The sequence below is a fragment of the Thalassobacillus devorans MSP14 genome (genome assembly GCF_000496835.1).
Classification (GTDB): Bacteria; Bacillota; Bacilli; order Bacillales; family Halobacillaceae; genus Thalassobacillus; species Thalassobacillus devorans_B.
On the sequence record NZ_KI543237.1, the window covers coordinates 689,607 to 715,466 of the forward strand.

The 25,860-nt window shown below is 45.4% G+C and carries 26 protein-coding genes; all 26 read right to left on the reverse strand.

Annotation, left to right across the window (positions count from 1 at the left end):
* Positions 1–450: 450 nt before the first annotated feature.
* The 26 genes from P855_RS0113590 to P855_RS0113715 all read right to left on the reverse strand — a co-directional run bounded on the left by P855_RS0113590 (position 451) and on the right by P855_RS0113715 (position 25,844).
* Positions 451–1,527 carry a class I SAM-dependent methyltransferase gene (locus P855_RS0113590; protein ID WP_028784077.1) on the reverse strand — a complete coding sequence of 359 codons (1,077 nt, stop codon included), beginning with the start codon at positions 1,525–1,527 and terminating at the stop codon, positions 451–453.
* On the reverse strand, positions 1,524–2,861 hold the full coding sequence (locus P855_RS0113595; RefSeq protein ID WP_028784078.1) for an FAD-dependent oxidoreductase: 1,338 nt from the start codon (positions 2,859–2,861) through the stop codon (positions 1,524–1,526). Before P855_RS0113595 ends, P855_RS0113590 begins: the two co-directional genes overlap by 4 nt.
* A 174-nt stretch (positions 2,862–3,035) precedes the next feature.
* Positions 3,036–3,356 carry a DNA-directed RNA polymerase subunit beta gene (locus P855_RS0113600; protein WP_028784079.1) on the reverse strand — a complete coding sequence of 107 codons (321 nt, stop codon included), beginning with the start codon at positions 3,354–3,356 and terminating at the stop codon, positions 3,036–3,038.
* Between the two features lie 20 nt (positions 3,357–3,376).
* A complete protein-coding gene (locus P855_RS0113605) occupies positions 3,377–4,195 on the reverse strand; it encodes a flagellar hook-basal body protein (protein ID WP_028784080.1) in 819 nt (272 codons plus the stop codon).
* Positions 4,196–4,208: 13 nt separating this feature from the next.
* Positions 4,209–5,027 carry a flagellar hook-basal body protein gene (locus P855_RS0113610; RefSeq protein WP_028784081.1) on the reverse strand — a complete coding sequence of 273 codons (819 nt, stop codon included), beginning with the start codon at positions 5,025–5,027 and terminating at the stop codon, positions 4,209–4,211.
* Positions 5,028–5,050: 23 nt separating this feature from the next.
* Positions 5,051–6,055 (reverse strand): rod shape-determining protein, encoded by a 1,005-nt coding sequence (locus P855_RS0113615; RefSeq protein ID WP_028784082.1) that lies wholly within the window; start codon positions 6,053–6,055, stop codon positions 5,051–5,053.
* A gap of 168 nt (positions 6,056–6,223) precedes the next feature.
* Entirely contained in the window at positions 6,224–6,511 is a 288-nt protein-coding gene (gene spoIIID, locus P855_RS0113620) for a sporulation transcriptional regulator SpoIIID (RefSeq protein WP_028784083.1), read from the reverse strand.
* Between the two features lie 329 nt (positions 6,512–6,840).
* Positions 6,841–7,764 carry a M23 family metallopeptidase gene (locus P855_RS0113625; protein ID WP_028784084.1) on the reverse strand — a complete coding sequence of 308 codons (924 nt, stop codon included), beginning with the start codon at positions 7,762–7,764 and terminating at the stop codon, positions 6,841–6,843.
* Positions 7,765–8,179: 415 nt separating this feature from the next.
* Positions 8,180–9,211, reverse strand: a complete 1,032-nt coding sequence (gene spoIID, locus P855_RS0113630; RefSeq protein ID WP_037986071.1) for a stage II sporulation protein D — start codon at positions 9,209–9,211, stop codon at positions 8,180–8,182.
* A gap of 147 nt (positions 9,212–9,358) precedes the next feature.
* Positions 9,359–10,669, reverse strand: a complete 1,311-nt coding sequence (gene murA / locus P855_RS0113635; protein ID WP_028784086.1) for a UDP-N-acetylglucosamine 1-carboxyvinyltransferase — start codon at positions 10,667–10,669, stop codon at positions 9,359–9,361.
* Between the two features lie 34 nt (positions 10,670–10,703).
* Entirely contained in the window at positions 10,704–11,423 is a 720-nt protein-coding gene (locus tag P855_RS21555) for a YwmB family TATA-box binding protein (RefSeq protein WP_051353231.1), read from the reverse strand.
* Positions 11,424–11,514: 91 nt separating this feature from the next.
* Positions 11,515–11,760 (reverse strand): DUF1146 family protein, encoded by a 246-nt coding sequence (locus P855_RS0113645; protein ID WP_028784087.1) that lies wholly within the window; start codon positions 11,758–11,760, stop codon positions 11,515–11,517.
* A 194-nt stretch (positions 11,761–11,954) separates the two neighbouring features.
* On the reverse strand, positions 11,955–13,460 hold the full coding sequence (gene nuoN, locus P855_RS0113650; protein WP_028784088.1) for an NADH-quinone oxidoreductase subunit NuoN: 1,506 nt from the start codon (positions 13,458–13,460) through the stop codon (positions 11,955–11,957).
* Between the two features lie 4 nt (positions 13,461–13,464).
* Positions 13,465–14,937 (reverse strand): complex I subunit 4 family protein, encoded by a 1,473-nt coding sequence (locus P855_RS0113655; protein ID WP_028784089.1) that lies wholly within the window; start codon positions 14,935–14,937, stop codon positions 13,465–13,467.
* Positions 14,937–16,802 (reverse strand): NADH-quinone oxidoreductase subunit L, encoded by a 1,866-nt coding sequence (nuoL, locus tag P855_RS0113660; protein ID WP_028784090.1) that lies wholly within the window; start codon positions 16,800–16,802, stop codon positions 14,937–14,939. The genes P855_RS0113655 and nuoL overlap by 1 nt, the downstream gene beginning before the upstream one ends.
* A gap of 52 nt (positions 16,803–16,854) precedes the next feature.
* Positions 16,855–17,169 (reverse strand): NADH-quinone oxidoreductase subunit NuoK, encoded by a 315-nt coding sequence (nuoK, locus tag P855_RS0113665; protein ID WP_028784091.1) that lies wholly within the window; start codon positions 17,167–17,169, stop codon positions 16,855–16,857.
* Complete coding sequence (locus tag P855_RS0113670) at positions 17,166–17,681, reverse strand: NADH-quinone oxidoreductase subunit J (protein ID WP_028784092.1); 516 nt, start codon at positions 17,679–17,681, stop codon at positions 17,166–17,168. The genes nuoK and P855_RS0113670 overlap by 4 nt, the downstream gene beginning before the upstream one ends.
* Complete coding sequence (gene nuoI, locus P855_RS0113675; protein ID WP_028784093.1) at positions 17,678–18,097, reverse strand: NADH-quinone oxidoreductase subunit NuoI; 420 nt, start codon at positions 18,095–18,097, stop codon at positions 17,678–17,680. The genes P855_RS0113670 and nuoI overlap by 4 nt, the downstream gene beginning before the upstream one ends.
* Before the next feature lie 37 nt (positions 18,098–18,134).
* Positions 18,135–19,154 carry an NADH-quinone oxidoreductase subunit NuoH gene (gene nuoH / locus P855_RS0113680; protein WP_037986073.1) on the reverse strand — a complete coding sequence of 340 codons (1,020 nt, stop codon included), beginning with the start codon at positions 19,152–19,154 and terminating at the stop codon, positions 18,135–18,137.
* The gene (locus P855_RS0113685) at positions 19,154–20,254 is read right to left on the reverse strand and encodes an NADH-quinone oxidoreductase subunit D (protein WP_028784095.1); all 1,101 of its coding nucleotides are present in this window, start codon (positions 20,252–20,254) and stop codon (positions 19,154–19,156) included. Before P855_RS0113685 ends, nuoH begins: the two co-directional genes overlap by 1 nt.
* Before the next feature lie 3 nt (positions 20,255–20,257).
* Positions 20,258–21,376: an NADH-quinone oxidoreductase subunit C gene (locus P855_RS0113690; protein WP_028784096.1), complete on the reverse strand. Its 1,119-nt coding sequence runs from the start codon at positions 21,374–21,376 to the stop codon at positions 20,258–20,260.
* Positions 21,373–21,891 carry a NuoB/complex I 20 kDa subunit family protein gene (locus P855_RS0113695; RefSeq protein WP_028784097.1) on the reverse strand — a complete coding sequence of 173 codons (519 nt, stop codon included), beginning with the start codon at positions 21,889–21,891 and terminating at the stop codon, positions 21,373–21,375. Before P855_RS0113695 ends, P855_RS0113690 begins: the two co-directional genes overlap by 4 nt.
* On the reverse strand, positions 21,882–22,256 hold the full coding sequence (locus P855_RS0113700; RefSeq protein ID WP_028784098.1) for an NADH-quinone oxidoreductase subunit A: 375 nt from the start codon (positions 22,254–22,256) through the stop codon (positions 21,882–21,884). Before P855_RS0113700 ends, P855_RS0113695 begins: the two co-directional genes overlap by 10 nt.
* A gap of 768 nt (positions 22,257–23,024) precedes the next feature.
* Positions 23,025–23,429, reverse strand: a complete 405-nt coding sequence (locus P855_RS0113705; RefSeq protein WP_028784099.1) for a F0F1 ATP synthase subunit epsilon — start codon at positions 23,427–23,429, stop codon at positions 23,025–23,027.
* A 96-nt stretch (positions 23,430–23,525) separates the two neighbouring features.
* Positions 23,526–24,938, reverse strand: a complete 1,413-nt coding sequence (atpD, locus tag P855_RS0113710) for a F0F1 ATP synthase subunit beta (RefSeq protein WP_028784100.1) — start codon at positions 24,936–24,938, stop codon at positions 23,526–23,528.
* Positions 24,939–24,980: 42 nt separating this feature from the next.
* On the reverse strand, positions 24,981–25,844 hold the full coding sequence (locus P855_RS0113715; RefSeq protein WP_028784101.1) for a F0F1 ATP synthase subunit gamma: 864 nt from the start codon (positions 25,842–25,844) through the stop codon (positions 24,981–24,983).
* Between the last annotated feature and the right edge of the window lie 16 nt (positions 25,845–25,860).

Sequence of the window (25,860 nt, forward strand, 5' to 3'; positions counted from 1 at the left end):
AAAGCCCTGCGGGATCTCGCCTAGCCCCTTCTCCCGCGGGAGTCTCGCCGTTTCCCTACCCATCCAGCCAATTTTGCAATAAACGGTCCTTTCCAAAAAAGAAAAGTGTACAATAAAAACCTTCATCATAAGGGATTTATAAAGTTTATAAAATAGCCAAAATCTTTCAACATTATAGAACGATTCCATAATGGGGATTTCGAGAAATTCCTATGGCAAGGGGCGTGGGGGAACGGGGAGACTCCTACGGGAAAAGAGTTCCAGGTGAGACCCCACAGAGCGTCAGCTCGAGGAGGCTCAGTGAACGCCCGTGGAAAGCGACTCGTTCCCCAACGCCCCTTCCTCACAACTAATATCTCGAAATCAAGTCTTCGACTTTTCGATCATATCATTGAATAAGGCATTTATGAGAAAAGCAGGGAGGGCAACTGGCCGCTGCCGTAGTACACATCAATTGGAGGATGCTGATTTGGCAGGGGCTTCCTGGTGCTCCTGGATTTCAGCTTGTTCAGCATCAGTCTTTACTTTTTCTGCTGACTTTGGTGTCAGCCAAAAGGTAAACCAGGATCCTTCTTTGATGATTGGGTCGAGATCGAACATGTCAAAGTCGCCTTTTGAAAAGATGGAATCAAGGTCGGATTGTTTTGGCAAAGCAAATAAATTGGAATGAGCAACAAAGAAACTGTTGAAGGCGGAAGAAAACGCTTTGCCGTGTTCGGTACCACCGAGCGGTGTAATCACAGAAACCACACCATCTTCATCCAAATTGTGATTGATCTTTTCAAGCAGCCTGCTGCGTTCATCGGGATGGATATAGTGGAAAACGTTATGGAGCAGAATCATATCGACCTTCCCCTGTTTCGGTTCCCATTCTTCGAAATCTCCCACTTCAAACGTAAGATTTGGGTAATCTTTTGATTGCAGGCGTGCGCTTTCAATTACTTTTTCATTGATATCGACACCGATCATCTGGATATCCGGGAAGTGATCAGCAAGTTTCCTTAAGTAGCCGCCATGACCGCAACCGAGGTCAACGATCGTTTCAATTTTTTGTTCGCGTACTTTCCGTTTGATTTTACGAATGGCAAAGTGCTCCAGCAGAGCGGAAGTCTCGGCGACAATCCCTCCATATTCTTCATGATCGAATGACGCTCGTTCCTTTGAACGCATGATATGAGGATAGGCAAGTAACGTCGGTAAATGCAATTCCATCATTTCTTTCAGCAATGCCGCTACCCCGGGAGAACCATAATCTGACATCAGCGCACTGCATCGTTTTTTTGAGGTCCGGAATTTATCGTTTTCCTTTTGCTTCAAATGTTTCAGTTCCACTCCGACCTGCACCCAGGATTCAAGCAGATCCTCCGGATAACCTGTCCGTGAAGCTGCTTCCTCCACTGTCGCCGGTTCCTTGAATTCATCGAACAACCCTAGCTCTGATCCTACATAAGCATGCCAGCTATATAAGAATGATTCATTTTTCTTCATCCATTTGCGTGCCTGCATGGCAATCGTCCATTCATTCATTCCATTCTCCCCTTCCGGTTATCCTTTTGTTTCCATGGATAATCATCATTTTCATCAAAGATATATCGTTTCTGCCGATTGTTTGAAACCTTCTTTTTCCGGACCGGCAATACACTGCCTTGTATTGCCCGATCTACAATAGAAAAATTCCACATCCCAAGGCCCGAAGTATTCAGCATTTGTTTGACATGGAGCCTGTCATCTTCAAACATCCGGTTCACTGCCTGCATCCTGATCTTACGCCACCATCGGTAAGGATACGAATAAACAAGCGCTGATAAATGGCTCAATTTCAATAAAAATTCAACCCTCGGTCTCCGTACCTGTTCATAATAAGGAAGGCAGGCATGGTAGGACTTCTGTTGTTCTTTGCACCAGCTGAGCAGTTCCCCCAGCACGTCGGCATCCTGAATGGCGAGGTTCATCCCTTCCCCGGCCATCGGGTGAACAGTGTGGGCTGCATCTCCAAGCAGCGCAAGATTGCCGCTTACGTACCTGGAGACATGGTAGGTGTACGGCACCATCAGCTGAATCTGTTTCCAACTCTTGATGGCGCGGACATCTTCTTTCAGCCTGGGTTCCAGTTGACCGTACGCTTCATATACATGCTCGAGACCGTTTTGTTTGATTGCTTTATATTCACCTGCCGGTATCATATACACCGTTCGTATTTGATTGTCGGGGAGGGGAAACATGCCAAGGAAAGCTGTTCGGCTCGTTACGATTTTCCCTTCCTGAAATGACTCCGGACGCGGAATTGTCACCGTTAAAAAGTGATGGTTATAATCTTTACGATTTATGTCCACCTGCATCGCCTGTCGAGTTGGCGAGCTGCGTCCTTCCGCACCGATATAGACATCTGCCGTGACAGCACAGGTTTGTTTATCATACTTGATTTGCGCTTGTCCATTTTCAAAACCAAGAAAACGGGCACCCGGCAAATACTCGAAATAATCTTCATAGTGGCTGCCTTTACTTTTTAAAATCTCTTTGATTTTTTCATGCGGAATCATAATGGCATAGTTATAGTTGCTCGCAATGCGGTTATAGCTCATGCACGTGCTCTCGATTTCCTCAGGGGCGGCACCGGCATTCACATTCACTTCCTGGAACGCCAGAGTTTCAATTTTATGACCGTGCTCTAGTACTTCCGGCAGCACGGCTAACTGATCTAATATGGCGATCGTTTTTGGCTGGAGGAGTTCTCCTTTGTATAAAGGCGATTCATTTTTCAACTGTTCGGCGACCGTGACCCGGACGCCACGGCTTGCCAGTTTGACGGCGAGCGCAAGTCCTCCGACTCCTCCACCTGCTACGAATACGTCCGTTTGCAAAATCTGACCCCCTTTTGTAACTGGTTTTATTCTAGTTCCACAAAACACCTCTCGGAAAACGCTTTGAAATGCAATAGCACACCCCGGGACATCCATTATCTGGATGTCCCGGGGTGTGCTATGCTAAAATAAAAAACCCGCTTCAGCTTTATGCTGTTCGGGTTTCGTATCGTGTCATTTTGTTTTTGTTGCGATATTCCATATGTGTTCCCACGTCTCGATCTTCAATACATCCAAAGGCTGGCCGTCACCCAGCACACTATAACCTACCATCAACCCGATAATCAATGCGACAGCACACAAGATCGTGATGACAATCAGGCGCAGCCATATCGGAAAAATCCTGCGACGCGGCGGCTTTTCTTTGTTCGAGCGTACCTGCTTATCAGCCCCTGGCTTGTCCTTCGTTTCTTTGATTGCTTTAGGTTCTTCTGATGTATGTTTATATTGTTTTCTGGTCGTCGGCTGTTTCTGACCGGTAGGGTTTGTTGACATAGTTGTGTAGCTCCTTACAGTTAAGATCTCAGTTGATTGACCAATCCACTCATCTGGTCACTCAAGGATATAGATTGGCCGTTGAATTGATAGGCCCGTTGTACCATCAGCATATCCGTCATCTGTTTTGACAAATCGACATTAGAAGATTCGAGAGCCCCGCTTTTTATCTGTACGTTTTCCTCATCCACTGACTGAATGATTTCTTCCGTCACCTGCCCGGCAGGCACCCGGAACGTATTGTTGCCCTCCGCTTCGAGCATATGTGGGCGAACAGCCTCTACGATTGCCAGACGGGCTTCGACTGCTTGTCCTTCATCTCTCTCTACTGTAATCGTACCATTTTTACCGATCGTCAATCCATTAAAACCTTTTTCCAGAAAAATTGGACCGTCTTCCCCAAGGACCGGAGCGCCGTTGGTATCCGTCAGCATCAATTGGCCATTGGCTGCAGGGTTCAAATAAAAATTTCCCGCCCGTGTATAACGGACCTCTGTCCCCTGGTCTGTCGGTACTTCTATTTGAAACAGGTGATTATCCGTTATTAAGGCTGCATCGAGACTTCGATCCGTCACTTGGAGCGAGCCTTTTGTTACATCCATGGTCACCGTACCCAATTTCGCCCCTGAACCGCTTCGGATACCTGCAGGAGTCACTCGCGAGGGCGCAGGATCATTTTCCTCAAGGTTATTAATCTGCTGGTAAAGCAGGGAAGAAAATTCAGCATTACGACTTTTATAGCCTGGCGTATTACTGTTCGCCAGATTGTTACCTATCAGGTCCAGCTTCTGCTGCAGCTGTCCCATCGTAATTGCCGCCTGTATCATCGTTCCGGACATGCTTACGCCCCCTTTATCTCAACCTGCCGATATCGTTGACAGCCTTGTCCATACTTTGGTCATAAGCTTTCAAGACACGTTGATTCATTTCGAAATTACGATATGTATTCATCATTTCTACCATCGTTTTACCCGCATCTACATTGGAACGTTCGAGGTGGTGCTGCTGAACGGAAAAATTAACGCCAGCCACCTGCCTGGCATCCAGGGCTTCCCCTTCGTCCAAACGGAAAGTAGTGCTGCCTTCTTTGACCAGGCTTCGTGAATCAGCAATATAGGAAATCCCCAACGGAATATTCCCTCCTGCGGGGGACACAGTACCTTCGGAAGAAACCTGGAATTCCAATCCGTCCACTGCAATTCGATCCCCGGCATTATCCAGTACATATGCACCTTCCTGGGTCACCAGGTAGCCGTGTCCATCCACGGTGAAATTGCCATTTCGTGTATAACGGGCGTCCCCCTCATCACTCTGCACGGTAAAATAGACAGAACCCATCTCGTCCGGGAGGGTGCCATTGATGAGAGCCATATCCGTTCCAATCCCTGTCTCACGGATATCACCCTGAGCAAAATCAGGAATGGTTTCCTGCAGATATGCACCCGTGTTCAACGTTCCGATTTTTTGATCCACAGGAACATGCAATCCCCTGCCTGATGGAAAGCCTTTCGCTTCTACCCGCTGCATCAACAGCTCTGGAAAAGCACGCATGACACCCTGGTCGGATTTGTAGCCAGGTGTGTTAACGTTCGCCATATTATTCGACAATGCTTCTTGACGTCGCTGCTGGGCAATCATACCGGAAGCAGCAGTATAGAATCCTCTCAGCAAGGGAATCGCTCCTTTGAACTGGATTATCTTCTGATTTTATTTTTAGCAATTTTATCGATGTTTTCTAACATGATGCCTGTACCTTTAGCGACACAGTTCATCGGCTGTTCCGCTACTAATACCGGAACCTTCAGTTCTTCTGCCAGCAGCTTGTCGATACCATGGATCAACGCCCCGCCCCCAGTGATGATAATACCGCGGTCGATGATATCTGCTGACAATTCAGGAGGCGTGCGCTCCAAAACCGATTTGGCCGCCTGGACGATGACCTGCACCGATTCACGGAGCGCTTTTTCGATTTCAGGAGAACGGACAGTGATTGTCCTCGGAAGCCCGGATACCATATCCCGGCCACGTATGTCGATTTCTTCATCGCGTCCATCAGGAAATACGGTGGCTACACTGATTTTGATCTCTTCAGCTGTCCGTTCACCAATTAACAGCTTGTACTCTTTTTTGATATAACTGAGGATTTCCTGGTCGAATTTATCCCCTGCCATTTTGATCGAGGAAGCCGTGACGATATCTCCCATGGAAAGAACAGCAACATCTGTTGTCCCCCCGCCGATATCGACGACCATATTGCCGCTTGGCTGGAATATTTCCATACCTGCACCGATCGCAGCGATTTTTGGCTCTTCTTCCAGGTACACTCTTTTTGCCCCTGATTTCTCCGCCGCTTCTCTGATCGCTTTTTGTTCGACCTTTGTGATATTCGTCGGACAGCATATCAACATGCGAGGCTTCGATAAAAAGCCACGCACATTGATTTTGTCTATGAAATGTTTCAACATCGCTTCTGTCACGTCAAAGTCCGCAATCACGCCATCTTTCAGCGGGCGGATCGCCTCTATATTTCCCGGGGTACGACCGACCATCCGTCGGGCATCCTCTCCTACTTCCAGAACTTTACCAGTTGTCCGATCCATTGCGACTACAGAAGGCTCATCCAGGACGATTCCCTTTCCGCGCACATGAATCAGCACATTCGCAGTACCAAGATCAATTCCGATATCTCTAGCTAGCATGTTTAGTAGATCCTCCCTGTTCAAAACAAGACTTTTCTCGCATCCGTCCGAAAACTTCATGCATCTAATGTTATATTCTATCATAAAAGTACGACCATCGTCGCACCTCTAATGAAAAAACTTTCCAAAATTCGAGGAAATTATACAAGGGAGGATCATTTTACAAAATTATTGAGAGGGCTGCACAGGCTGACTGGATTCTGTCTGAATTTTCATCTGGTACTTCCGTTTCGTGGCTTCCCCACCACGGAGATGGCGGATTTCCTTATGGTAGTCGAGGATCTTTTTTACTTGTACAGCCATTTCCGGATTCAACTCTGGGAGCCGTTCCGTCAAATCCTTATGGACAGTACTTTTTGACACGCCGAATTCCTTTGCGATCACTCGCACTGTTTTTTTCGTTTCCACAATGTATTCCCCTATCTTGATGGTCCTCTCTTTGATGTAGTCATGCACATCACTCGCCTCCTATGGTTGACTATCCAAGGTGTGCAATGAGACAAGTTGATTCACTTGGGGTATGTTTTTTATGAAAAAGCAGTTGACCGAAAGCTTTTCGTTTCTAGGATCGTAACGTTCACCTCGGATGCTACCGAATGCTCGGTTAATTACATCTTATTAGTCAGCAGTCAGGAATATGTATGAAAAACAAGGCGACAAGTCCTAAGTATAAAGGATTGAAGTCCTTCTGCAGATATCCAGGAGGAATATTTAAAGGAAAACCATGCATATTATTCCAAACGATGCGCAAAATAAAAAAAGCCGCGCTGGACGCGCGACTTTTCTCAGGTTTGTGTCATGGAAATGGAGGATTCGGCATTTTCATCCATACCAGGCTCTTCTTCAACGCCTGTTTCTTTGTCACCTTCACCTGGGGCTTCTTCTTCTGCTCCAGGCTCAAGTTCTCCAGTTTCCTCTTCACTTACATCTTTATTTTGTTCTTCTTCACCAGCTGCATCCTTGTCTTCAGCTTTTTCAGTTTCTTCTGTCTGCTTAGATTCATCGGCTTCTTTTTGTTTTTCCAATTCACTTAAAGGTTTGCCGAAGAATGATTCAGGGTTAAGTGCTTCCCCGTCTTTGCGGACTTCAAAGTGTACATGGACTCCACTTGCCTGTCCGAAGATGTTACGGCCGGCGGTACCAAGAACAGCGCCTTGCTTGATTTCAGTACCAGCTTCAACTTGGACTTCATCAAGACTGGCATAGACCGTAGTAACTTCCTGACCATGATCCAGTTGAACGACATTGCCATAAAGCGGATCTTCTTTTACTTCCGTCACTGTACCACTTAGAGCTGCTGTCACGTCGAATTTTTCATCATTTTTTGTGATGTCGACACCTGTACTTTGATAATACTTATTGTTATACAATACAAGTGCGTTTTCCTGGTCTTCCTCTGAAGCATCGTAGTCATAGAACTTGGTTACAATTTGAGAATTTTCTTCCTCAGCGACCGGCATCGCCATCTCTTCTCCTGATTCCATGACCGGTACAGCATCTTCGTCACCGAATGGATCTTCTGTAATCACTTCATCGTTTACATTCGGATCATTGGCCAAATCAACTTCTTCCCCACGTTGTTGATACCAAAGCACCCCAGCTAACACCAGAGCTGCAATCGATAAATAGATTGCCGGATACACCCACTTCTTGCCTAACAAGCGTCGGAACTTAAGTTTTGTGACGCTCTTTTTTTCTTCGTCTCTCATTTGTTCATCACCTCAGCAACCATTCTGAGCAAAAAATGAGAGACTTATACATCCAAAAGAAAAAATTTTGATAAACTGGAAGAAAATTCTGTTAAATACCCAAAGGACTCCGTTATATAACGTGTGGGAAGGGAGGTTGGAAACGACTCGCTTTCCGCGGACGTACGGTCAAGCCACCTCACTTCGGTGCGGGGGCTCGACTCGTACTTACTTAGCAGGAGTCTCGCGTTTCCAATCTCCCTTAACTTTATTATTTAATATCGGAGCCGATAAAATATTATGGCTTATCAGTCGTGGAAGTGTGTTTTGTACATATTTTAACAAGTGGTGAACCGAATACTAAGAGACTTCTGCTTTGTAAGCGAAAAGGCTGACGATGTAATATCGCCAGCCAGAGAACGTTATCTGCTTTTTATTATTGATTCGGGTTGATCATGGCTTGCAGGGAATTCAACTGATCCAATTTCGTTACTTTTGCTCCCTGGTAGTAATGCTGGACGATTTCTTTATAATTGCTACCTTGTTTCGCCATTCCGTTCGCGCCATACTGGCTCATACCCACACCATGGCCATAACCTTTCGTTGTAAAAATCAGATGGCCATCTTTCTGATCAATGGAAAAATCACTGGACCGGAGACCAAGTTTTTCCCGGATTTCTCTTCCTGAAAACTTCTTGCCCCCTACTTCGATGCTGCTCACCCTGTTCCCTTCTGTCAAATTGATCCGGGAGGCAGTGACATCTGCAGGAAAAGTGACCCCGAGCTTCGCTTCCACTTCCTGGACCGAAAGCACCTTTTGATCCAGGAATTTCGGTGACTGTTTATCCCATGGGCTTTCTACACTTTTTAAATAAGGAAAGGCATTTTTCCAGTAATCTTCCGAGTTTTCTGTATAGCCATTACTCGTGGAGAAGAAGGCTGCAAAAATCGGTTTTTGTTCGTACGTAATGATTTCACCGGCAGTTTCTTTTACTGCCTGGTTGATTTTACTCATGTTCGCAGTATATTCGCCTTTCCACTGTTTTCTTAATTCGGCATCGTTCTTATATACCTGATGATCGACAGTATCGGTGACGTCCGCCTGTTCCGAGATGTTTTCTCCGTTCGAATAGTGCTGGACAATGTAAGTCCTTGCCGCTAACGCTTGTGCCTTCAACGCCTCTTTTTCGAAATTCGCCGGCATTTCCGAGGCTACTACCCGTGCAACATACTGCTCAAGAGGGACTTCTTCCACTTGATTGGTATTTGTTCTAAGGACATTGATGCTGAAAGGAGATAGATCATCCGGAATTTCTATCATTGGGGTAGTGTCTTCCGGCTGCTGCTCTGTGATGCGCTGTTCATTGCCTGAATCAATAAAAGGTATGACGATTACTGCGGGAATGATAAGAATCATACCTACTAAAAATAAAAAAGTGAGTAAACCTGGCCGTTTCCAATTTTTCATCCCATGCCCTCCTGCTAGAACGTTAATAGATGTCTCTAGTAAATACTTATACAGAAAAAGGATATGATAGAACCCTTTTTAGCAGAAGTGAACAAAAAAAGCTTACCCTGCCTATAGAGGCAAGATAAGCTTTTGTATTTATTGTTCTTATGAAGTAGCCTTCACAGAGTCATCCACCGGCTCCTGTTCACCAGCCGGGTTATCGTTGATACGTTCGATATCCGCGCCAAGCTTTGCGAGCTTATCAGCAAAATCGACATAACCACGATCCAAGTGCTTCAATTCTGTGACCCGTGTGTAGCCGTCTGCTACAAGTCCAGCGAGAATCAATGCTGCGCCTGCCCGCAGGTCTGTAGCTGCTACCTCAGCCCCTTGTAAATCAGATGGGCCTTCGATAATGACACTGCGTCCTTCAATCTTCATCTTAGCGTTCATGCGGCGGAACTCTTCTACATGCATAAACCTGTTTTCAAAGACAGTTTCCGTGATCACACTGGTACCTTTAGCAGAAAGCATCAATGCCATGATCTGTGACTGCATATCTGTCGGGAAGCCAGGGTGAGGCTGGGTTTTGATATCTACTGCCTTTAAATGGTTCGGACCAATAACACGCAAGCCATCGTGCTCTTCTTCGATGATGACTCCCATTTCCTGCATTTTAGAAACAAGGGAACGCAAGTGTTCCGCTTCCGCTCCCTGCACAAGTACATTGCCTTTCGTGATAGCCGCTGCTACCATGAAAGTACCTGCTTCAATCCGGTCTGGAATAATGGTATGTTCAGCACCACTAAGCTTATCCACTCCGGTGATACGGATCGTTTCTGTACCAGCACCGACGATTTTAGCTCCCATCTTATTCAAGAAGTTAGCCAGGTCGACGATTTCTGGTTCTTTCGCACAATTTTCCAAAATTGTCTTTCCATCAGCGAGTGCGGCAGCCATCATGATATTCTCCGTAGCGCCGACACTTGGTACATCCATGTAAATCTTGGCACCTTTCAAACGGCCGTCTGCGTTCACTTCAACGAAGCCATTGCCGACATTTACACTGGCACCCATGGCTTCAAAGCCTTTTAAATGCTGATCGATTGGGCGGGAGCCGATAGCACAACCACCTGGCATAGCGACCTTAGCATGACCATAGCGGGCTAAAAGTGGTCCCAGTACAAGCACAGAAGCGCGCATTTTGCGTACAAATTCAAATGGGGCTTCTGTTTTTATTTCGCCAGAAGCATCTACGGTTACTGTATTGTTTTCAAAGCTTACATCTGCATTGATATTACGTAAAACTTCATTTATGGTAACTACATCAGCTAATGCTGGAACTTCATGAAGGACACTTTTTCCTTCACTTGCAATTATACTTGCTGCGATGACAGGCAGTACGGCATTCTTGGCACCTTCAACTTTAACGGTACCATTCAGCTGCCTCCCACCACGGACGATGATTTTTTCCACGGTTCATTCTCCTCCGAGTCCATATTCATTATTATTAATATTCAGACGTGATAATTGGTGTGCCTATCGTAATGTTTGTCTTTGCGCCCAAACCTTTGCGGACAGCAAATTGAACGTTCATAGCACCCGCTGGCAGGGGGATCGTCTGCTCCCACTCTGGTGTATATCCGGAAATACTTTTAAAGTCTGTTTCATCTATCATTTCGATTGTTTTTATGTCTAGGGCTTGTTCTAAATTTTTATACACTAAAACATCATCAATAATACCATTAATTTCTGCTTCAGCACAAGAGAAAATAGCGACATTTTCCGAGAATATACGATCTTTTTCAACAAGAAAATCATTGCTCAAATAATGCTCACTCGCTTCCCCCCAGCCTGTCCCGGTTATTTTATAAATGACTTCAATATAATGGCGGTGTTTCTTTGGGACAACCATAATAAACGTTTCGGTAATACCGGCCGCTTTCTGAGGGTAGACGATCGAGTACTTCTCACTGTTACGATCAGAAGTTTGCTGCCATTGAGCTTGTGGCAGCTCTGCTTCCACTAAACTTTTGATTCTGTCGAGATGCTGACGTGAAAAGGATTCCTTCGCGATTACTTCCCATCCATCCACCTCGATCCCCTGGGATTGTAATTGAGCAGCAATCACACCCAAAGGCAGTTCTTCTTTGTTTTTGACCCCAGCGAAAGTTTCTAAATCAGTACTAAGCATCAATACGGCAACCAGGATGATCAACAAACTTCTCATCGTAACAATCCTCTCCTTGATAGATTACTATTTTCATTGTTTCCAAGGAGAGGGTGTTACATACTGTACATATTTCAACATTTCACGACAATTAAAAAAGATGGATCAATTGCTGGGACCATTGCAGGAAGTCGAGGAAGAAATTGCTGACGGTAGTACCAATTGTAATTGTCACCAGCATCATCAATACTCTCACTTCAAATACATGGTCTCTGCGTATCCAGCCTTCTACTTTTATCGCCTGGAGGACCCTCCAGGTAATAATGATGAAAATCAAGTGAGAAATCATCCCGATAAGGGCTTGTTGACCCGCCTGTTGCATAAAAGTATCTGCCATGTTTTTTACACCTCTTCAATTTCATTTCCCAAATTCAGTATAATCCTTTCCAAAGATGACATGGAGAAATGAAATTGTCAAACCTGCGGATATCCTAATCTACTACTACCTTTATTCTCCTCTTTGTAAACCTGCCTGCATAAAAAAATCCCCCGGGTATGCTAAAAATAACACACCCAGGGGGTTGAATGGCTTTAATAGAACATTTCCGCAAAGTTGAATTGGGTTTGGAAGAACTCCAAAACCAGTCCTGGAAATAAACCTAACGTGATTGTACCTGCCGCACAAAAGACCATGGTGATGGTTACTCCAACAGGTAATCGCACCTGAGCTGCACTTCCTGCCGGCCGCATGAACATTTGAGCCATGATTCCAAAATAGTAAAAATAGGATATTACCGTGGTTCCAATCATTACCACTGCTAAAATATACCTGGATGGATCAGAAAACAGAGCTCCGATGAAAATGTTAAGTTTACCGATGAAACCCGCTGTTCCCGGAATACCCGCCAAGGATAATAGGAATACAGTCATCATGATGGCGATCCAGGGCCGGCGATAGTAAAGACCGGCGAAAATAGAGACATCTTCCGAATCGCTATGTTCTGTCATCACCTGGATGATGGCAAAGGCGCCAATGTTCATCAGTAAGTAGGCCACTAAGTAAAACCACATGCTTTCGAACATCAATTCAGAGAATGCCACAAACGGCACCAGCAGGTATCCGGCATGTGCAATACTTGAATAGGCAAACAATCGCTTGATATTACGCTGTTTCAAGGCAATTGTATTTCCGACGATCATCGTCATACCCGCAAGCACACTCAGGAAAATCATCAACGAATGCAGCAGGGAGGTATTCTCCTCAAACCCCTGGGTAAATGGAAAAATGCTTATCAACACGCGAATGATGATGATAAAACCTGCTGTTTTAGAAACAACACTAAGGAAAGCGGTTACAGGGGTGGGTGCCCCCTGGTAGACATCCGGTGCCCACATTTGGAAAGGGACCGTCGATATTTTAAACGCTAACCCGACGAAAGTGAGGATGAAAGCAATGCTTAATAATACCTGAACGTTAGCCGGGGTAATATTCGATATTTCCCGGGAAATGTCGGCAAGATTCGTGCTGCCTGTCAATCCATAAATGTAACTCATGCCAAACAAGGTAAATGCTGTCGATATCCCGCCATTAATTACGTATTTCATTGCAGCTTCATTAGAATACCTCGATTTTTTCCGTGTTCCAGCCAGTATATAGGAAGAAATCGTCAGTAACTCCAGTCCGACAAACAAGGTGATCAAGTCTGCACTGCTTGCCATCATCATCGCGCCCAGCAACCCTGTAAGCAGGAGATAATAGAATTCTCCCCTGTAGGTCAATTCCCCTCTCGCTTCAAAAGACACTCCCATCAACAATACTAGAAGAGACCCTGTTAACAGAAGAATTTTAAAGCTTAAGGAAAATGCATCCAGCCTGTAAGTATTCGCTAAAATCATTGCAGGTTCATGACCTATTTGACTGAAGGAGAATATCAAAGCGATCGCTATACCAGCGATACCGAACCAGCCGAAAAGTTTCCGGTCTACGTTTTTACTGACAAATAAGTCAATCAAGGATAGGGCAGTAGCCACAAGCAATATGGTAAATTCTGGTGCCATTATGCTCCATTCATAACTTAATAATGTATCCATATCCATACGCTTACCCTCCTATCCCAAGCATGATTGATTCCAGCGCAAATTGCAGTGTATGGGTGATGAAGTTTGGATAGATACCGATTAAAACAATCAGCGCCAGCAAAGCTGCTGCTGGAATCATTTCCCTTCGCGTAAGATCGTACATTCCGGCAAATGATTTCACTGTTTTTCCGTATGTTACCCCAAGAACTGCACGCAGGATGTAAACTGCAGTCATTATAATTCCGAGTGTACCAATAGCAGCAAGCCATGGCATCGACTCAAACAGTCCGAGGAAAGCCATAAACTCTGATACAAAGCCACTCATACCTGGAAGACCTAAGGAAGCCATTCCAGCTGCAAGAAAGAATCCTGCTGCTAACGGCATGCCTTTGGCGAGTCCGCCCAGGCTCCGCAATTTCGTCGTATGTGTCCGTTCGTATATGACGCCGACTAACAGGAACAATAAAGCGGCTATCAAACCGTGTGATAACGTCTGGAAAATCGCCCCCTGGATTCCCGCTTCATTCATCGCCGCTACTCCCAACAGCACAATACCCATATGGGAAACACTCGAGTAAGCGAACACACTTTTCAGCTCGTTTTGTACGAAAGCAAGAAATGCTCCATATAATAGGTTGACCAGCCCTAGTACCGCCATGAATGGAGCTACCTTTGCGAATTGATCACCGAAGATTCCGATGCCGAAGTTTATCAAACCATAAGCACCTATTTTCAATAGAATACCTGCATGAATCATTACTACAGCGATAGGGGCATGGACGTGTACCCGTACCATCCAGGTGTGCAAAGGAACAATCGGCAGCTTTACTCCGAAAGCGATCAATAATGCCAGTAAACTTCCGAACCGGAACTCTTCACTGACCGCATCTCCACTCCCCATGATCGTTTTTAATTCTTCGATGTTGGTCGTCCCTGTTTTGGCAAAAATAGCGGCAAACAGGATTAAAAGAACGGCAGACCCTAACCCGTTATAAATAAGAAAACTGTAGGCAGCTTTCTCCCGTTCGACAAACCCCCACCGTCCAATCAGGAAGAACATAGGGACAAGTGTAATTTCAAAGAAAATGAAGAAAAGTATTAAATTTTCTGCTGTAAACACACCGAGCATCCCGATTTCAAGGATGAGGAACCAAAGGAAAAATGCTTTCAAACCTTGCTTGATTTGAGCCGCTGCGACACTGGCAGATAGTGCAGAAACTATTGTAGCCAGCAATAACAGCAGCAAGGAAAATCCATCGATGCCTAATTCGTAATTGATCTGAAACAGTCCATTTCCAAAACTGATCCATTGGTGAGAGATAGCTAAATCTCCCCCACCATGAAACTGCGCGTAGACTACCAGCGATAATAGCAATGGTAAAACCGTAGCCAGAATTCCGGTCAGGCTGATGGTAACCTTTTGTTCCGCCTGCAGTAAGCTTAATAGCAGGATCCCGATTAAAGGGGAGAAAATCAATATCGTCAGCCAGTCCATTATAGATACCCCCCTGTCCAAACGACTAGGAAGACAAGGATGGCCAAACCTACGAAGGCGACGGCCCCATAAGTTTGCACCTGTCCCGATTGCAGCCTTGACCCGAGGCTTCCCACACTTTTAACCACCCCGGTTACTGCAGCTACAATCACTTCCACGATATACTTTTCTATGAAACTCCCAAGATAACTGACCGCGCGGGCACCATACTCGATTGTGTACTGATAAAACTCATCGATGAAGTATTTGTTAAACACCAGTGTGTATGTGTTAGGCATGTGACTGGTAAGAAAATCCCGCTGTAATGACTTCTTATAATAGATAAGGTAAGCAAGGCCGATTCCCGCGAAAGCAATCAGGCTTGCTGCCAGCATGATCCATACTGGACCTTCATGATGTTCAAAAGGCAGAAATTCGCTGTCACCGATAAGCCAATCCCCTAAGAAAGTTCCGAACCACGGAGTGTTGATATAACCGGAGAAAATAGCTAAAACGGCCAGCGTTATCATCGGGTAGGTCATGGAACGCGGTGATTCCTGCACCTCCGTAACTGTCGACCGGCTGTCGCCTGTAAATACCATGAAGAACAAACGGAACATATAGAAAGCTGTAAAGAAAGCAGCAATCAGCCCCAGGGTGAACAGCCCATACCGGCCGTCATACCAGGTCGCCAGTAATATTTCGTCTTTACTGAAGAACCCGGAGAACAATGGGACACCACTGATAGCCAACGTTCCAATCAGGAACACCGGGCCAGTGATACGCATTTTCTTCCAAAGCCCCCCCATTTTTTCGATATTTTGCGTATGGACAGCATGAATGACACTCCCCGCCGCCAGAAACAGCAAGGCCTTAAAGAATGCATGGGTCATCAAGTGGAAAACCCCTGCCACATACCCCGCGGCTCCAAGCGCCATCATCATATAGCCAAGCTGGGAAACCGTAGAATAAGCAAGCACCCGTTTAATATCCTTTTGCACAAGTCCAATCGTAGCTGCAAATATCGCAGTGAATCCACCCGTTACAGCTACTACAGTCATTGCTGCCGGACTGGACTCAAACACTGGAAACAAGGTTGCGACTAAATATACACCTGCTGCTACCATGGTTGCAGCGTGTATCAACGCAGAAACCGGTGTCGGACCTTCCATCGCATCCGGCAGCCAAGTGTGCAGCGGGAATTGACCCGACTTCCCGACCGCCCCGATAAAAATAAGGATAGCAATCAGCGTAAGCAGACCTTCTGCTACCTCCCCATCACGAACTGCTGTGAAGATTTCATTGAATTCAAGACTGCCAACTTGCCAGAATAATAGAATCATCCCGATCAACAGACCGATATCTCCTATTCTCGTCATAATGAAAGCTTTTTTAGCTGCTGCTTTCGCTTCTTCTTTATAAAAATAAAAACCGATCAATAAGAATGAGCCTACCCCGACTAACTCCCAAAAAATGTAAAGTTGCAGCAAATTCGGAGAAATCACCAAAGCCAGCATGGCAAAGGTGAATAATCCAAGGTAGCTATAAAAAGTCGTAATCCGAGCATCATCGTGCATATAGCTTTTTGAATAAATATGTACTAGAAAACTGACCAGAGACACGATAACAAGCATCAGCGCGTTTAATGGATTGACGACGACTCCAACACGAAATTCAATCGAACCGATTGTCAGCCAGGCAGCCTCCGCCCCACCGCTTCCATTTGTCATTTGTACAAATAGCACGATGACAGATAGTACGAATGAAATCCCTGTGAAACCTATGCCTACAAAGCTGCTTTTTTCTCTCCATTGATTTCCGAGGAAAATCAAAAGGAGGAACGACAGCAATGGAAACAAAGGGATCAACCATGCATTTTCTAACATCCTGACACAACTCCCTTCTGTTCCAGGTTTCCATTTGAACCGACACGGATCATCAGTGCTTCATTGTATTCATTTCATCGATTTGCACCGTAGAACGATTGCGGTACAGAGCGATAAGAATCGCAAGGCCTACTGCAGCTTCCGCAGCGGCTACTGTAATCGTGAATAAGGAAAAGATCTGGCCGGTGATTCCTGGGTTGATTCCATATTTACTGAATGCGACTAAATTGATATTCACTGCATTCAGCATCAGTTCAATTGAAATCAGCACAATGACCGTATTCTTTTTCGTCAAAGCACCAAACAAACCGATACAAAACAACACCAAAGCTAAAAGAAGATAGGCATTTACAGGTAAGGAACTCATTTTTGCTCCGCCTCCTCCTCGTCATCCCTTTTAGCCAATATGATCGCTCCGACTAATGCTACGAGCAGGACCACTGACATCAGTTCAAAAGGAATGACATATTTGCTGTACAGTTCCACGCCAATCTGTTTCGTGTTTTCCACATGCAGATCGGTCGCCTGGTCACCAAATGACACTTGATTGATAGAAATGTACATCGTTATAAAAAATAGCACTACCCCGGCACCGACTATGATATTCCTCGTCAGATTGCCTTGATTCTTCTGTTCATCATTATGCCGGGTGAGCATGATGCCAAAAATCATAATGATTGTGACTGCGCCTGAATAAATCAATACTTGTGCAATAGCCACGAATTCTGCAGACAACATTACATATAGCCCTGCAATGGCAAGAAAGGTAAGCACTAGGGATAACAGCATATGAATGACTTTCGTCAAATTCAACATCAGGATACCGCCTAAAATCGCAAGCAAGGCCAGCACCAGAAAGGCGAATAACTCTCCACTCATGCTTTATTCTCCTCTCTGATGTTCTGGTCATTTTCATCCAGCCATTCCAGGTTTTTGAAAAGATCATCCCGGGAGTATTCTGCCAGCTCGAAGTTGTTTGTCATGACGATCGCTTCGGTCGGACAAACCTCGGTACAGAGATCACAAAGAATGCAGATCTCAAAATTGATGTCATAGGTGTCGATTACTTTCCCTTTTTTATCAGGGTCCGGATGCTTTTTCCCTGTCAACTGGATACAATCTGTCGGACAAATGTTGGCACATTGGTTGCAGACAATACATTTTTCCGGGTAAAACTTTTGTATGCCGCGGAATCGATCCGGCATCGGAATAGGTTCCTCCGGATACTGGTAAGTCACTTTTTCCTTTGTCATATTCTTAAGGGTATATTTCAGACCTTTCGCTAAACCGAGCATGTGTTCAGCCCCCTTTCAAGTGGTATGCCATAACAGTTTAGAAAAACAACTCTTTGATGATAGCCGTGAGAAAAATATTCGCCAAAGCAATCGGAAGCAGCACTTTCCAGCCAAATTCCATCAACTGGTCTGCGCGAAGACGCGGAAAGGTCACCCGCAGCCACATAAAGAAAAACACAACAATAATAAACTTCATCGTGAACCATACAGCACCAAGACCTATGTCGTTCAATCCTAACCCTGGAATCGGGGCATTCCATCCCCCAAGGAATAAAACGGTAATCAAAGCTGAGAGAGCAAAGAGATATACATATTCCGCCAGCATGAAAAATGCAAAACGGAAACCTGAGTATTCCACGTGGTAACCCGCGACCAGTTCCGATTCCGCTTCCGGGAGGTCGAATGGGGTCCGGTTCAGTTCAGCTGTCCCCGCAATCAGGAAAATGACGAATGCGACCGGCTGAAGGAAAACGAATGCTATATTCTCTTGATAGAGGACAATATCATAAAGGTTAAGGCTGCCTGTGAACAGGATGATTCCTACCACCGACATGACCAGCGGGATTTCATAAGAAATCATCTGAGCAGCAGCACGCATGCCACCCATCAATGCGTATTTATTGTTGGACGCCCAGCCTGCCGTAACGATCCCGATCGTAGAAATACCGGAAATCGCAATATAGTAAAGCAGTCCGACACCAATATCAGAAAACTTGAAAGCCGGTGTAAATGGAATGACCGCCAGAACCAAAAAGGCAGGTGCATAAGTAATCATCGGTGCGAGAACAAATAATGGTTTATCCGCAAGCTTCGGCATCGTATCCTCTTTCAGAAGCAGCTTCAATACATCCGCCACACTTTGCAGCAAACCGAATCTGCCTCCGACACGGTTCGGTCCATGACGAAGCTGCATGAACCCCATCACCTTCCGCTCTGCCAAAATCGCAAAGGTTACAAACCCAAGCCCGATTCCCAGCATGGCAAGACCAAGCGAAAAGAAGATGGCCATATTTCCCCAGCCCGGCTGAGATTGCAGTACGGCATCAATCCAGCTCATCAGCCATCCACCTCCCCTAAGACGATATCCACGCCACCAAGTATGGTGATCAGGTTAGCCATATTCTCTCCCTCGAGAAGCTTAGGCAGTATTTGCAGGTTATAAAAAGATGGACGCCTGAATTTCAAGCGGTACGGTTCTTTTTTCCCTTCACTTGCAATATAGCAGCCAATTTCTCCCCGCGGAGATTCAATCCTGACAAATGCTTCCCCCTTAGGAGCTTTGATGATCCGAGGCACCTTAGCCATATACTGCCCATCATTCGGAATCTGCTCAACCGCCTGTTCGATGATTCTCAACGATTCTTCGATTTCACCCATCCGGCATTGATAGCGGGACCAGGCATCTCCTTCTTCTGCCGTAATAACATCGAAGTCGAACCGGTCATAAATAGAATACGGTTCATGCTTCCGCAGATCCCATTCAATCCCGGTACACCGGAGATTAGCACCGCTTAACGAATATTGCAGTGCGTCTTCTTTCGTATAACGGCCAATTCCCTTTACCCGGTTCAAAAATATTTCGTTGCCTGTGACCAGGTCATGGTATCCCTCCAGTTGCTCACGCATGTAAGGAACAAAGTCGCGGACCTTGTCGATCCATCCGTCCGGGGCGTCCCATTTGACTCCCCCTACCCGCATATAATTGAAAGTCAGTCTACCGCCAGATAGTTCATTCAAAAGATTGATGATGGCTTCCCGTTCGCGGAAGGCATAAAGGAAAGGGCTTACCGCCCCTATATCCAGTAAATATGTACCGAACCAGACCAGGTGACTGGCTACACGGCCTAGTTCCATGGCTAATACCCGCAAATATTCTGCATGATCAGGAAGCTCCAGACCCATCATTGTTTCTACCGCGTGACAAATGACATAATTGTTGGTCATCGCGGAAAGATAATCCATCCGGTCCGTATACGGGATGATTTGTGTATATTGCAGATCTTCCGCCAGCTTCTCTGTCCCTCGGTGAAGGTAACCGATCACAGGGGTAGCTTCTTTGATAGTTTCCCCGTCAACCTTGATTACGAGACGAAATACACCGTGTGTACTCGGATGCTGCGGTCCGACATTAAGCATCATTTCTTCTGTTCTGATCATTGTCTACACCTCCACATCATGGGGTTCGTAATCTTTTCTCATCGGGTGACCTACCCAATCCTCCCCAAGCAGGATACGTTTCAAGTCAGGATGGTTGAGAAACTTGATTCCAAATAGATCATAAGCCTCACATTCCGGCCAATTAGCACCTTTCCAAAGGCCAACCAGCGATTCGATTTCCGGCTGATTGCGATTGATTTTAACTTTCAGGGCCACCGATTGCTTATTCCGTAAAGAGAAAAGATGTACATAGACCTCCATATGTGTTTCAAAGTCTGTGCCATGTAACTCCGATAGATAATCAAACCCGAGCTGGTCATTGAATTTTAGAAACTGAGCTATTATATAGTACGTGTCTCTTTTTGCTACCAGGGTCGGGACGTGTTTGGAAAGTCTATTAATGTATGTCTCCTCGAATACATCTTCACCAAGATGCTCTTTGATTACTTTTACGTACTTATCCAGTACTGGCTGGTTAGGGGATGGCTTTTCTTCTTCATTCGATTCCTCTTTCTTCTTGCCACCGGCTTTTTTCTTTGCTTTAGCTGCAGCTGCTTTCGCCTTAGCTGCTGCAACAGCTTTCGCTTTTTCATCATCTGCAGCAGCTTCATCATCAACAGAACCCTCGCGCTTTTTCTTCGCTGCTGCGGCAGCTTTTGCTTTTGCGGCTGCCGCTGCCTTGGCTTTTGCTGCCGCTTTCGCTTTTTCATCTTCCGCTTCTGCATCTGAATCCGCTTCTGCCTGCTTTCGCTTTTGTCTTGCCAGTGCTGCTGCTTTTGCTTTCGCGGCGGCTGCTGCTTTTTTCTTTGCTAATTCACCATCTTCAGCGGGCTGGTCTTCGGATTCCGATGCTTCCTCCTGCTTTCGTTTTTGTTTGGCCAGTGCTGCCGCTTTTGCTTTTGCGGCGGCTGCTGCTTTTTTCTTTGCAAGATCGGCATCTTCTGCAACATCCTTCTTACTTGTATCTTCTGGTGATACTTCTTTTTGTTCCTCAGACGCTTCAGAATTTTCCGGGGTAGTCTGGTCCTCTGCTTCCTTCTCTTTCTTCTTTCTAAGCGCTTCTGCCCTCGCTTTTGCCGCGGCGGCCGCTTTCTTTTTTTCTAAGTCCTTTTCATCGCTCATTGACTTGTCACCCGCTTTCCGGTCTTGGCTTCATAGCGGATTTTCTCTTGCAGTTTATTGATTCCATAAATAAGCGCAGCTGGATTCGGAGGACATCCCGGGATATAGACATCGACTGGGACGATTTGGTCGACTCCTTTCACAACTGCATAGGATTTGATATATGGGCCTCCAGCCGTAGCGCAGGATCCCATAGCAATCACATATTTTGGTTCCGGCATTTGATCATATAAGCGCCGTAATACCGGTGCCATTTTTTTAGTCACCGTTCCGGATACAATCATCACATCAGAGTGACGGGGGGAGGTTCTGAAAAACGATCCGAACCTGTCGAGATCGTAATGCGAGGATCCGACACCCATCATTTCAATCGCACAGCAAGCGAGCCCGAAGGTCATCGGCCAGAGTGAGTTACTTCTCGCCCAGGCCTTCACTTGTTCTAAAGTCGTCAAAAAGACATTGCGCTCCATTTCTGCTTTTTCTTGCGGGGAAACATTTTCTAAGTTTAAATCCATCGTAGCACCTTCTTTTTCCAAGCATAGATCAAACCGATCAAAAGCATGACGACAAATATAAGCATCTCAATTAACGCGAAAACACCAAGTTCTTCATAGGCGACAGCCCATGGGTACAAGAAAATGGTTTCCACATCAAAAATGACAAACATTAATGCGAAAATATAATAACGGGCATTGAATTGTACGCGGGCATCCTGGAATGGATCGATCCCACTTTCATAGGTGGTGCGTTTCTGTTCTGTAGGCTTATTAGGACGAAGCAGCCTTCCGAGCGATAATGCCACAATTGGCAGCAGGATACCTAGTGCCAGAAAGATTACAACCACTAAATAACTGTTTTGATATGTAAATAAATCCGTCATTTCCCCTCCCCCTTCAAACGAATAAAATTTTGAAGATTAGCAATATTGTAATCGCTATCATTATAGCAAATCCTGTATATAGTGTCGATATGAGGCGGCAGATAATATCCAGTATTTACTAACTTTTTGCTTTTGTTTTGTTTCCATCTATAATGTAAAACAAATACGATGATCCTGCCATGACAAACGTGGTTGCCAGCAAATCCTTTTTACTTTATAATGTTTGTTTAAGTTTTATGAGTTGTCCTACGAAATCATGAATCATTCTTTTGTTATAAAACAAGTAAAGTGTGATTCTGCAACTTAAATAAAAAAATCTCTATCTGTATTAGATACAGATAGAGAACCTGAATTTTTTTCTTTCTATCAATTATTCCTTAAAGTTATCAGATTGTCACAAAAATTTTTATAATATCCTATAATAACTTGCATCATGGTTACATATGAGTTGTGGAAGCCGTCTTCATCTATCGCAGGGATTCGTTTCTCTCATCCTTCGGATGGGGTGGTTGGGAAACTGCGAGACTCCCGCGGGAGAAGGAGTTAGGCAAGATCCCACAGGGCGATAGCCCGAGGAAGCTTGCCAAGTCCCCCGCAGGAAAGCGAGTAGTTTCCAACCACCCCTCACGCTTTTAAGATAAAGAATCCCTATTAACTTGAAACTGAGACTTCTACAATTCGTCCCTATTGTTGAATAAGCCTATTGTAAAAAATAAACTGTAGAACCCAAAATAAAAAACTGCTTCCCTAATGGAAAGCAGTCAACTCTTAAAAGTTATTTTCAAATACATCTAAACGGTTGATAGCACGCTTTAGTGCCATTTCAGCCCGTTTGAAATCAACATCTTCCTGCTTTGTTTGCAGACGGCGTTCTGCACGCTCCTTCGCCTTTCGGGCACGCTCTATATCAATCTCAGAAGGTTTTTCTGCTGATTGTGCCAGAATCGTCACTTTATCGGGACGAACTTCTAAAAAGCCACCGTTGACAGCGATACGTTCGGAGCTTCCTTCTTTTTTCAGACGGACAGCACTGATTGTCAAAGGAGCGACCATCGGGATATGACCTGGAAGGACCCCAAGTTCCCCACTTTCCGCCTTACAGCTCACCATTTCAAATGCATCTTCCAAAACCGGGCCATCAGGAGTGACAACACTCACCGTTAGTGTCTTCATGATTACCCCTCCTTGGGCTGGACTCACCCTAAATGGATAGGCAGGCTAAAGGTATAATCCCTATCGCCTGCCATTCTAATCAGGCAAGAAAATTTCTTATTGCATCTGTTTCGCTTTTTCAACGACATCTTCGATACGTCCGACCAGGCGGAAAGCATCCTCCGGAAGGTCATCGTACTTGCCATCCAGAATTTCCCGGAAACCTTTGACCGTCTCCTGAACAGGTACATAAGAACCTTTTTGTCCTGTGAACTGTTCGGCAACGTGGAAATTCTGGGATAAGAAGAACTGGATACGACGAGCACGGGCAACCGTTTGCTTGTCTTCATCGGATAGTTCGTCCATACCAAGAATCGCGATAATATCCTGAAGCTCTTTATAACGCTGCAGTGTACGCTGTACTTCTCGAGCCACATCATAATGTTCCTGACCCACGATTTCAGGGTCAAGAGCACGGGAAGTGGATGCCAGAGGATCTACCGCTGGGTAGATACCCTGCTCGGAAAGCTTACGTTCCAGGTTGGTAGTTGCATCCAAGTGAGCGAATGTTGTCGCTGGCGCCGGGTCTGTATAGTCATCGGCTGGGACGTAGATCGCCTGAATGGATGTTACGGAACCCTTATCTGTAGATGTGATACGCTCTTGCAACTGCCCCATTTCCGTTGCCAGGGTCGGCTGGTAACCAACAGCTGATGGCATACGGCCAAGCAAGGCGGATACTTCCAGACCACCCTGTGTGAAACGGAAAATATTATCAATGAAGAACAATACGTCCTGTCCTTGTTCATCACGGAAGTATTCAGCCATTGTAAGACCCGTCAACGCAACACGCATACGTGCTCCAGGCGGCTCATTCATCTGACCGAATACCATAGCGGTACGGGAAATAACTCCGGAGTCTTTCATTTCGAAATACAAGTCATTTCCTTCACGAGTACGCTCACCAACACCGGCGAATACGGAAATACCACCGTGCTCCTGGGCGATGTTGTTGATCAATTCCTGGATCAGTACCGTTTTACCAACACCAGCACCACCAAACAAACCGATCTTACCACCTTTGACATAAGGTGCAAGCAAGTCGACGACTTTAATTCCTGTTTCAAGGATTTCTGTTTCTGTAGCCAGATTTTCAAATTTCGGAGCCTGGCGGTGAATCGGATCACGACGTACATCAGATCCTAATGGTTCATCAAGGTCGATATTTTCTCCTAGTACGTTGAATACACGACCAAGTGTCACTTCACCAACCGGCACAGAAATCGGTCCGCCTTTATCATTTACTTCCATTCCGCGCTGGACACCCTCTGTAGATGCCATAGCTACGGTACGGACTGCGTTGTCTCCTAAGTGAAGAGCAACTTCCAATGTAAGGTCGATGTTTACTTCATTTTCGTTTTGCGCGACTGAATGTACGTGCAAAGCGTTATTGATATCAGGGAGTTGTCCATCTTCGAAAGAAACATCGACAACCGGTCCCATTACTTGGATTACGCGTCCATTACTCATCGATTTCCCTCCTAACTAACTGTTAAAAATCCAGGAAAGGTGTTATTCAAGAGCAGCTGCTCCTCCGACGATTTCGGTAATTTCCTGGGTGATGGCTGCTTGACGGGCACGGTTGTACTTAAGCGACAAATCGCCGATGAGGTCATCTGCATTGTCTGTTGCGCTTTTCATAGCAGTCATACGTGCTGCATGTTCACTTGCTTTACCGTCCAGCAAAGCACCATAAATCAAACTTTCCGCATATTGGGGCAGCAAGGTCTCCAGGATTTCTTCCTCACTAGGTTCGTATTCATATGAACTTGTGCTTGCTTTTACCCCTTTATTTATATCTGTCAGCGGCAGTAATTTCTTCTCGGTCACTTCCTGAGAAATAGCACTGACGTAATGGTTATAGTAAAGATAAAGCTCATCAATTACTTCGTCGGTAAATAATTGCACCGTTTCTGAGGCGATATCTTTGATATCAGCGAAATCCGGCTGGTCAGCAATTGCTACGATTTCCTTATCAACCGGCATATTGCGTTTCTTAAAAAAGTCACGGCCAATTTTACCGATGGTAATCAAGGTGTAATCATCAGCTGAGTTATGACGTTGTTTAATCGTTTGATAAACATTACGGAGAACACTGCTGTTGTATGCACCTGCCAATCCACGATCAGAAGTGATGACGACATATCCAGTCCGTTTCACTTCCCGTGATTTAAGCATCGGATGATCAGCAACACCACCGCCTGTAGCGATACCAGCCACAACTTCCTGTATCTTTTCACTATATGGTACGAAGGCTTTGGCATTTTCTTCTGCACGATTGAGCTTTGCTGCAGATACCATTTCCATTGCCTTCGTAATTTGTTTCGTTTTTTTTGTGGAATCTATCCGGCCTTTAATATCTCTAAGAGATGCCACGCTATTTCACCGCCCT

Excerpts from the sequence above, each read along its gene's own strand:
- P855_RS0113590 (WP_028784077.1), bottom strand. The coding sequence starts at position 1,527 with ATGAATGAATGGACGATTGCCATGCAGGCACGCAAATGGATGAAGAAA.
- P855_RS0113600 (WP_028784079.1), bottom strand. The coding sequence starts at position 3,356 with ATGTCAACAAACCCTACCGGTCAGAAACAGCCGACGACCAGAAAACAA.
- P855_RS0113605 (WP_028784080.1), bottom strand. The coding sequence starts at position 4,195 with ATGTCCGGAACGATGATACAGGCGGCAATTACGATGGGACAGCTGCAG.
- P855_RS0113615 (WP_028784082.1), bottom strand. The coding sequence starts at position 6,055 with ATGCTAGCTAGAGATATCGGAATTGATCTTGGTACTGCGAATGTGCTG.
- P855_RS0113625 (WP_028784084.1), bottom strand. The coding sequence starts at position 7,764 with ATGAGAGACGAAGAAAAAAAGAGCGTCACAAAACTTAAGTTCCGACGC.
- spoIID (WP_037986071.1), bottom strand. The coding sequence starts at position 9,211 with ATGAAAAATTGGAAACGGCCAGGTTTACTCACTTTTTTATTTTTAGTA.
- P855_RS21555 (WP_051353231.1), bottom strand. The coding sequence starts at position 11,423 with ATGAGAAGTTTGTTGATCATCCTGGTTGCCGTATTGATGCTTAGTACT.
- P855_RS0113645 (WP_028784087.1), bottom strand. The coding sequence starts at position 11,760 with ATGGCAGATACTTTTATGCAACAGGCGGGTCAACAAGCCCTTATCGGG.
- nuoN (WP_028784088.1), bottom strand. The coding sequence starts at position 13,460 with ATGGATATGGATACATTATTAAGTTATGAATGGAGCATAATGGCACCA.
- P855_RS0113655 (WP_028784089.1), bottom strand. The coding sequence starts at position 14,937 with ATGGACTGGCTGACGATATTGATTTTCTCCCCTTTAATCGGGATCCTG.
- nuoL (WP_028784090.1), bottom strand. The coding sequence starts at position 16,802 with ATGTTAGAAAATGCATGGTTGATCCCTTTGTTTCCATTGCTGTCGTTC.
- nuoK (WP_028784091.1), bottom strand. The coding sequence starts at position 17,169 with ATGAGTTCCTTACCTGTAAATGCCTATCTTCTTTTAGCTTTGGTGTTG.
- P855_RS0113670 (WP_028784092.1), bottom strand. The coding sequence starts at position 17,681 with ATGAGTGGAGAGTTATTCGCCTTTCTGGTGCTGGCCTTGCTTGCGATT.
- nuoI (WP_028784093.1), bottom strand. The coding sequence starts at position 18,097 with ATGCTCGGTTTAGCGAAAGGTCTGAAATATACCCTTAAGAATATGACA.
- nuoH (WP_037986073.1), bottom strand. The coding sequence starts at position 19,154 with ATGAGCTGGATTGATGCCGTACTGCAATCTCAGCCGGGCTGGGGAAAT.
- P855_RS0113685 (WP_028784095.1), bottom strand. The coding sequence starts at position 20,254 with ATGATCAGAACAGAAGAAATGATGCTTAATGTCGGACCGCAGCATCCG.
- P855_RS0113690 (WP_028784096.1), bottom strand. The coding sequence starts at position 21,376 with ATGAGCGATGAAAAGGACTTAGAAAAAAAGAAAGCGGCCGCCGCGGCA.
- P855_RS0113695 (WP_028784097.1), bottom strand. The coding sequence starts at position 21,891 with ATGGATTTAAACTTAGAAAATGTTTCCCCGCAAGAAAAAGCAGAAATG.
- P855_RS0113700 (WP_028784098.1), bottom strand. The coding sequence starts at position 22,256 with ATGACGGATTTATTTACATATCAAAACAGTTATTTAGTGGTTGTAATC.
- P855_RS0113705 (WP_028784099.1), bottom strand. The coding sequence starts at position 23,429 with ATGAAGACACTAACGGTGAGTGTTGTCACTCCTGATGGCCCGGTTTTG.
- atpD (WP_028784100.1), bottom strand. The coding sequence starts at position 24,938 with ATGAGTAATGGACGCGTAATCCAAGTAATGGGACCGGTTGTCGATGTT.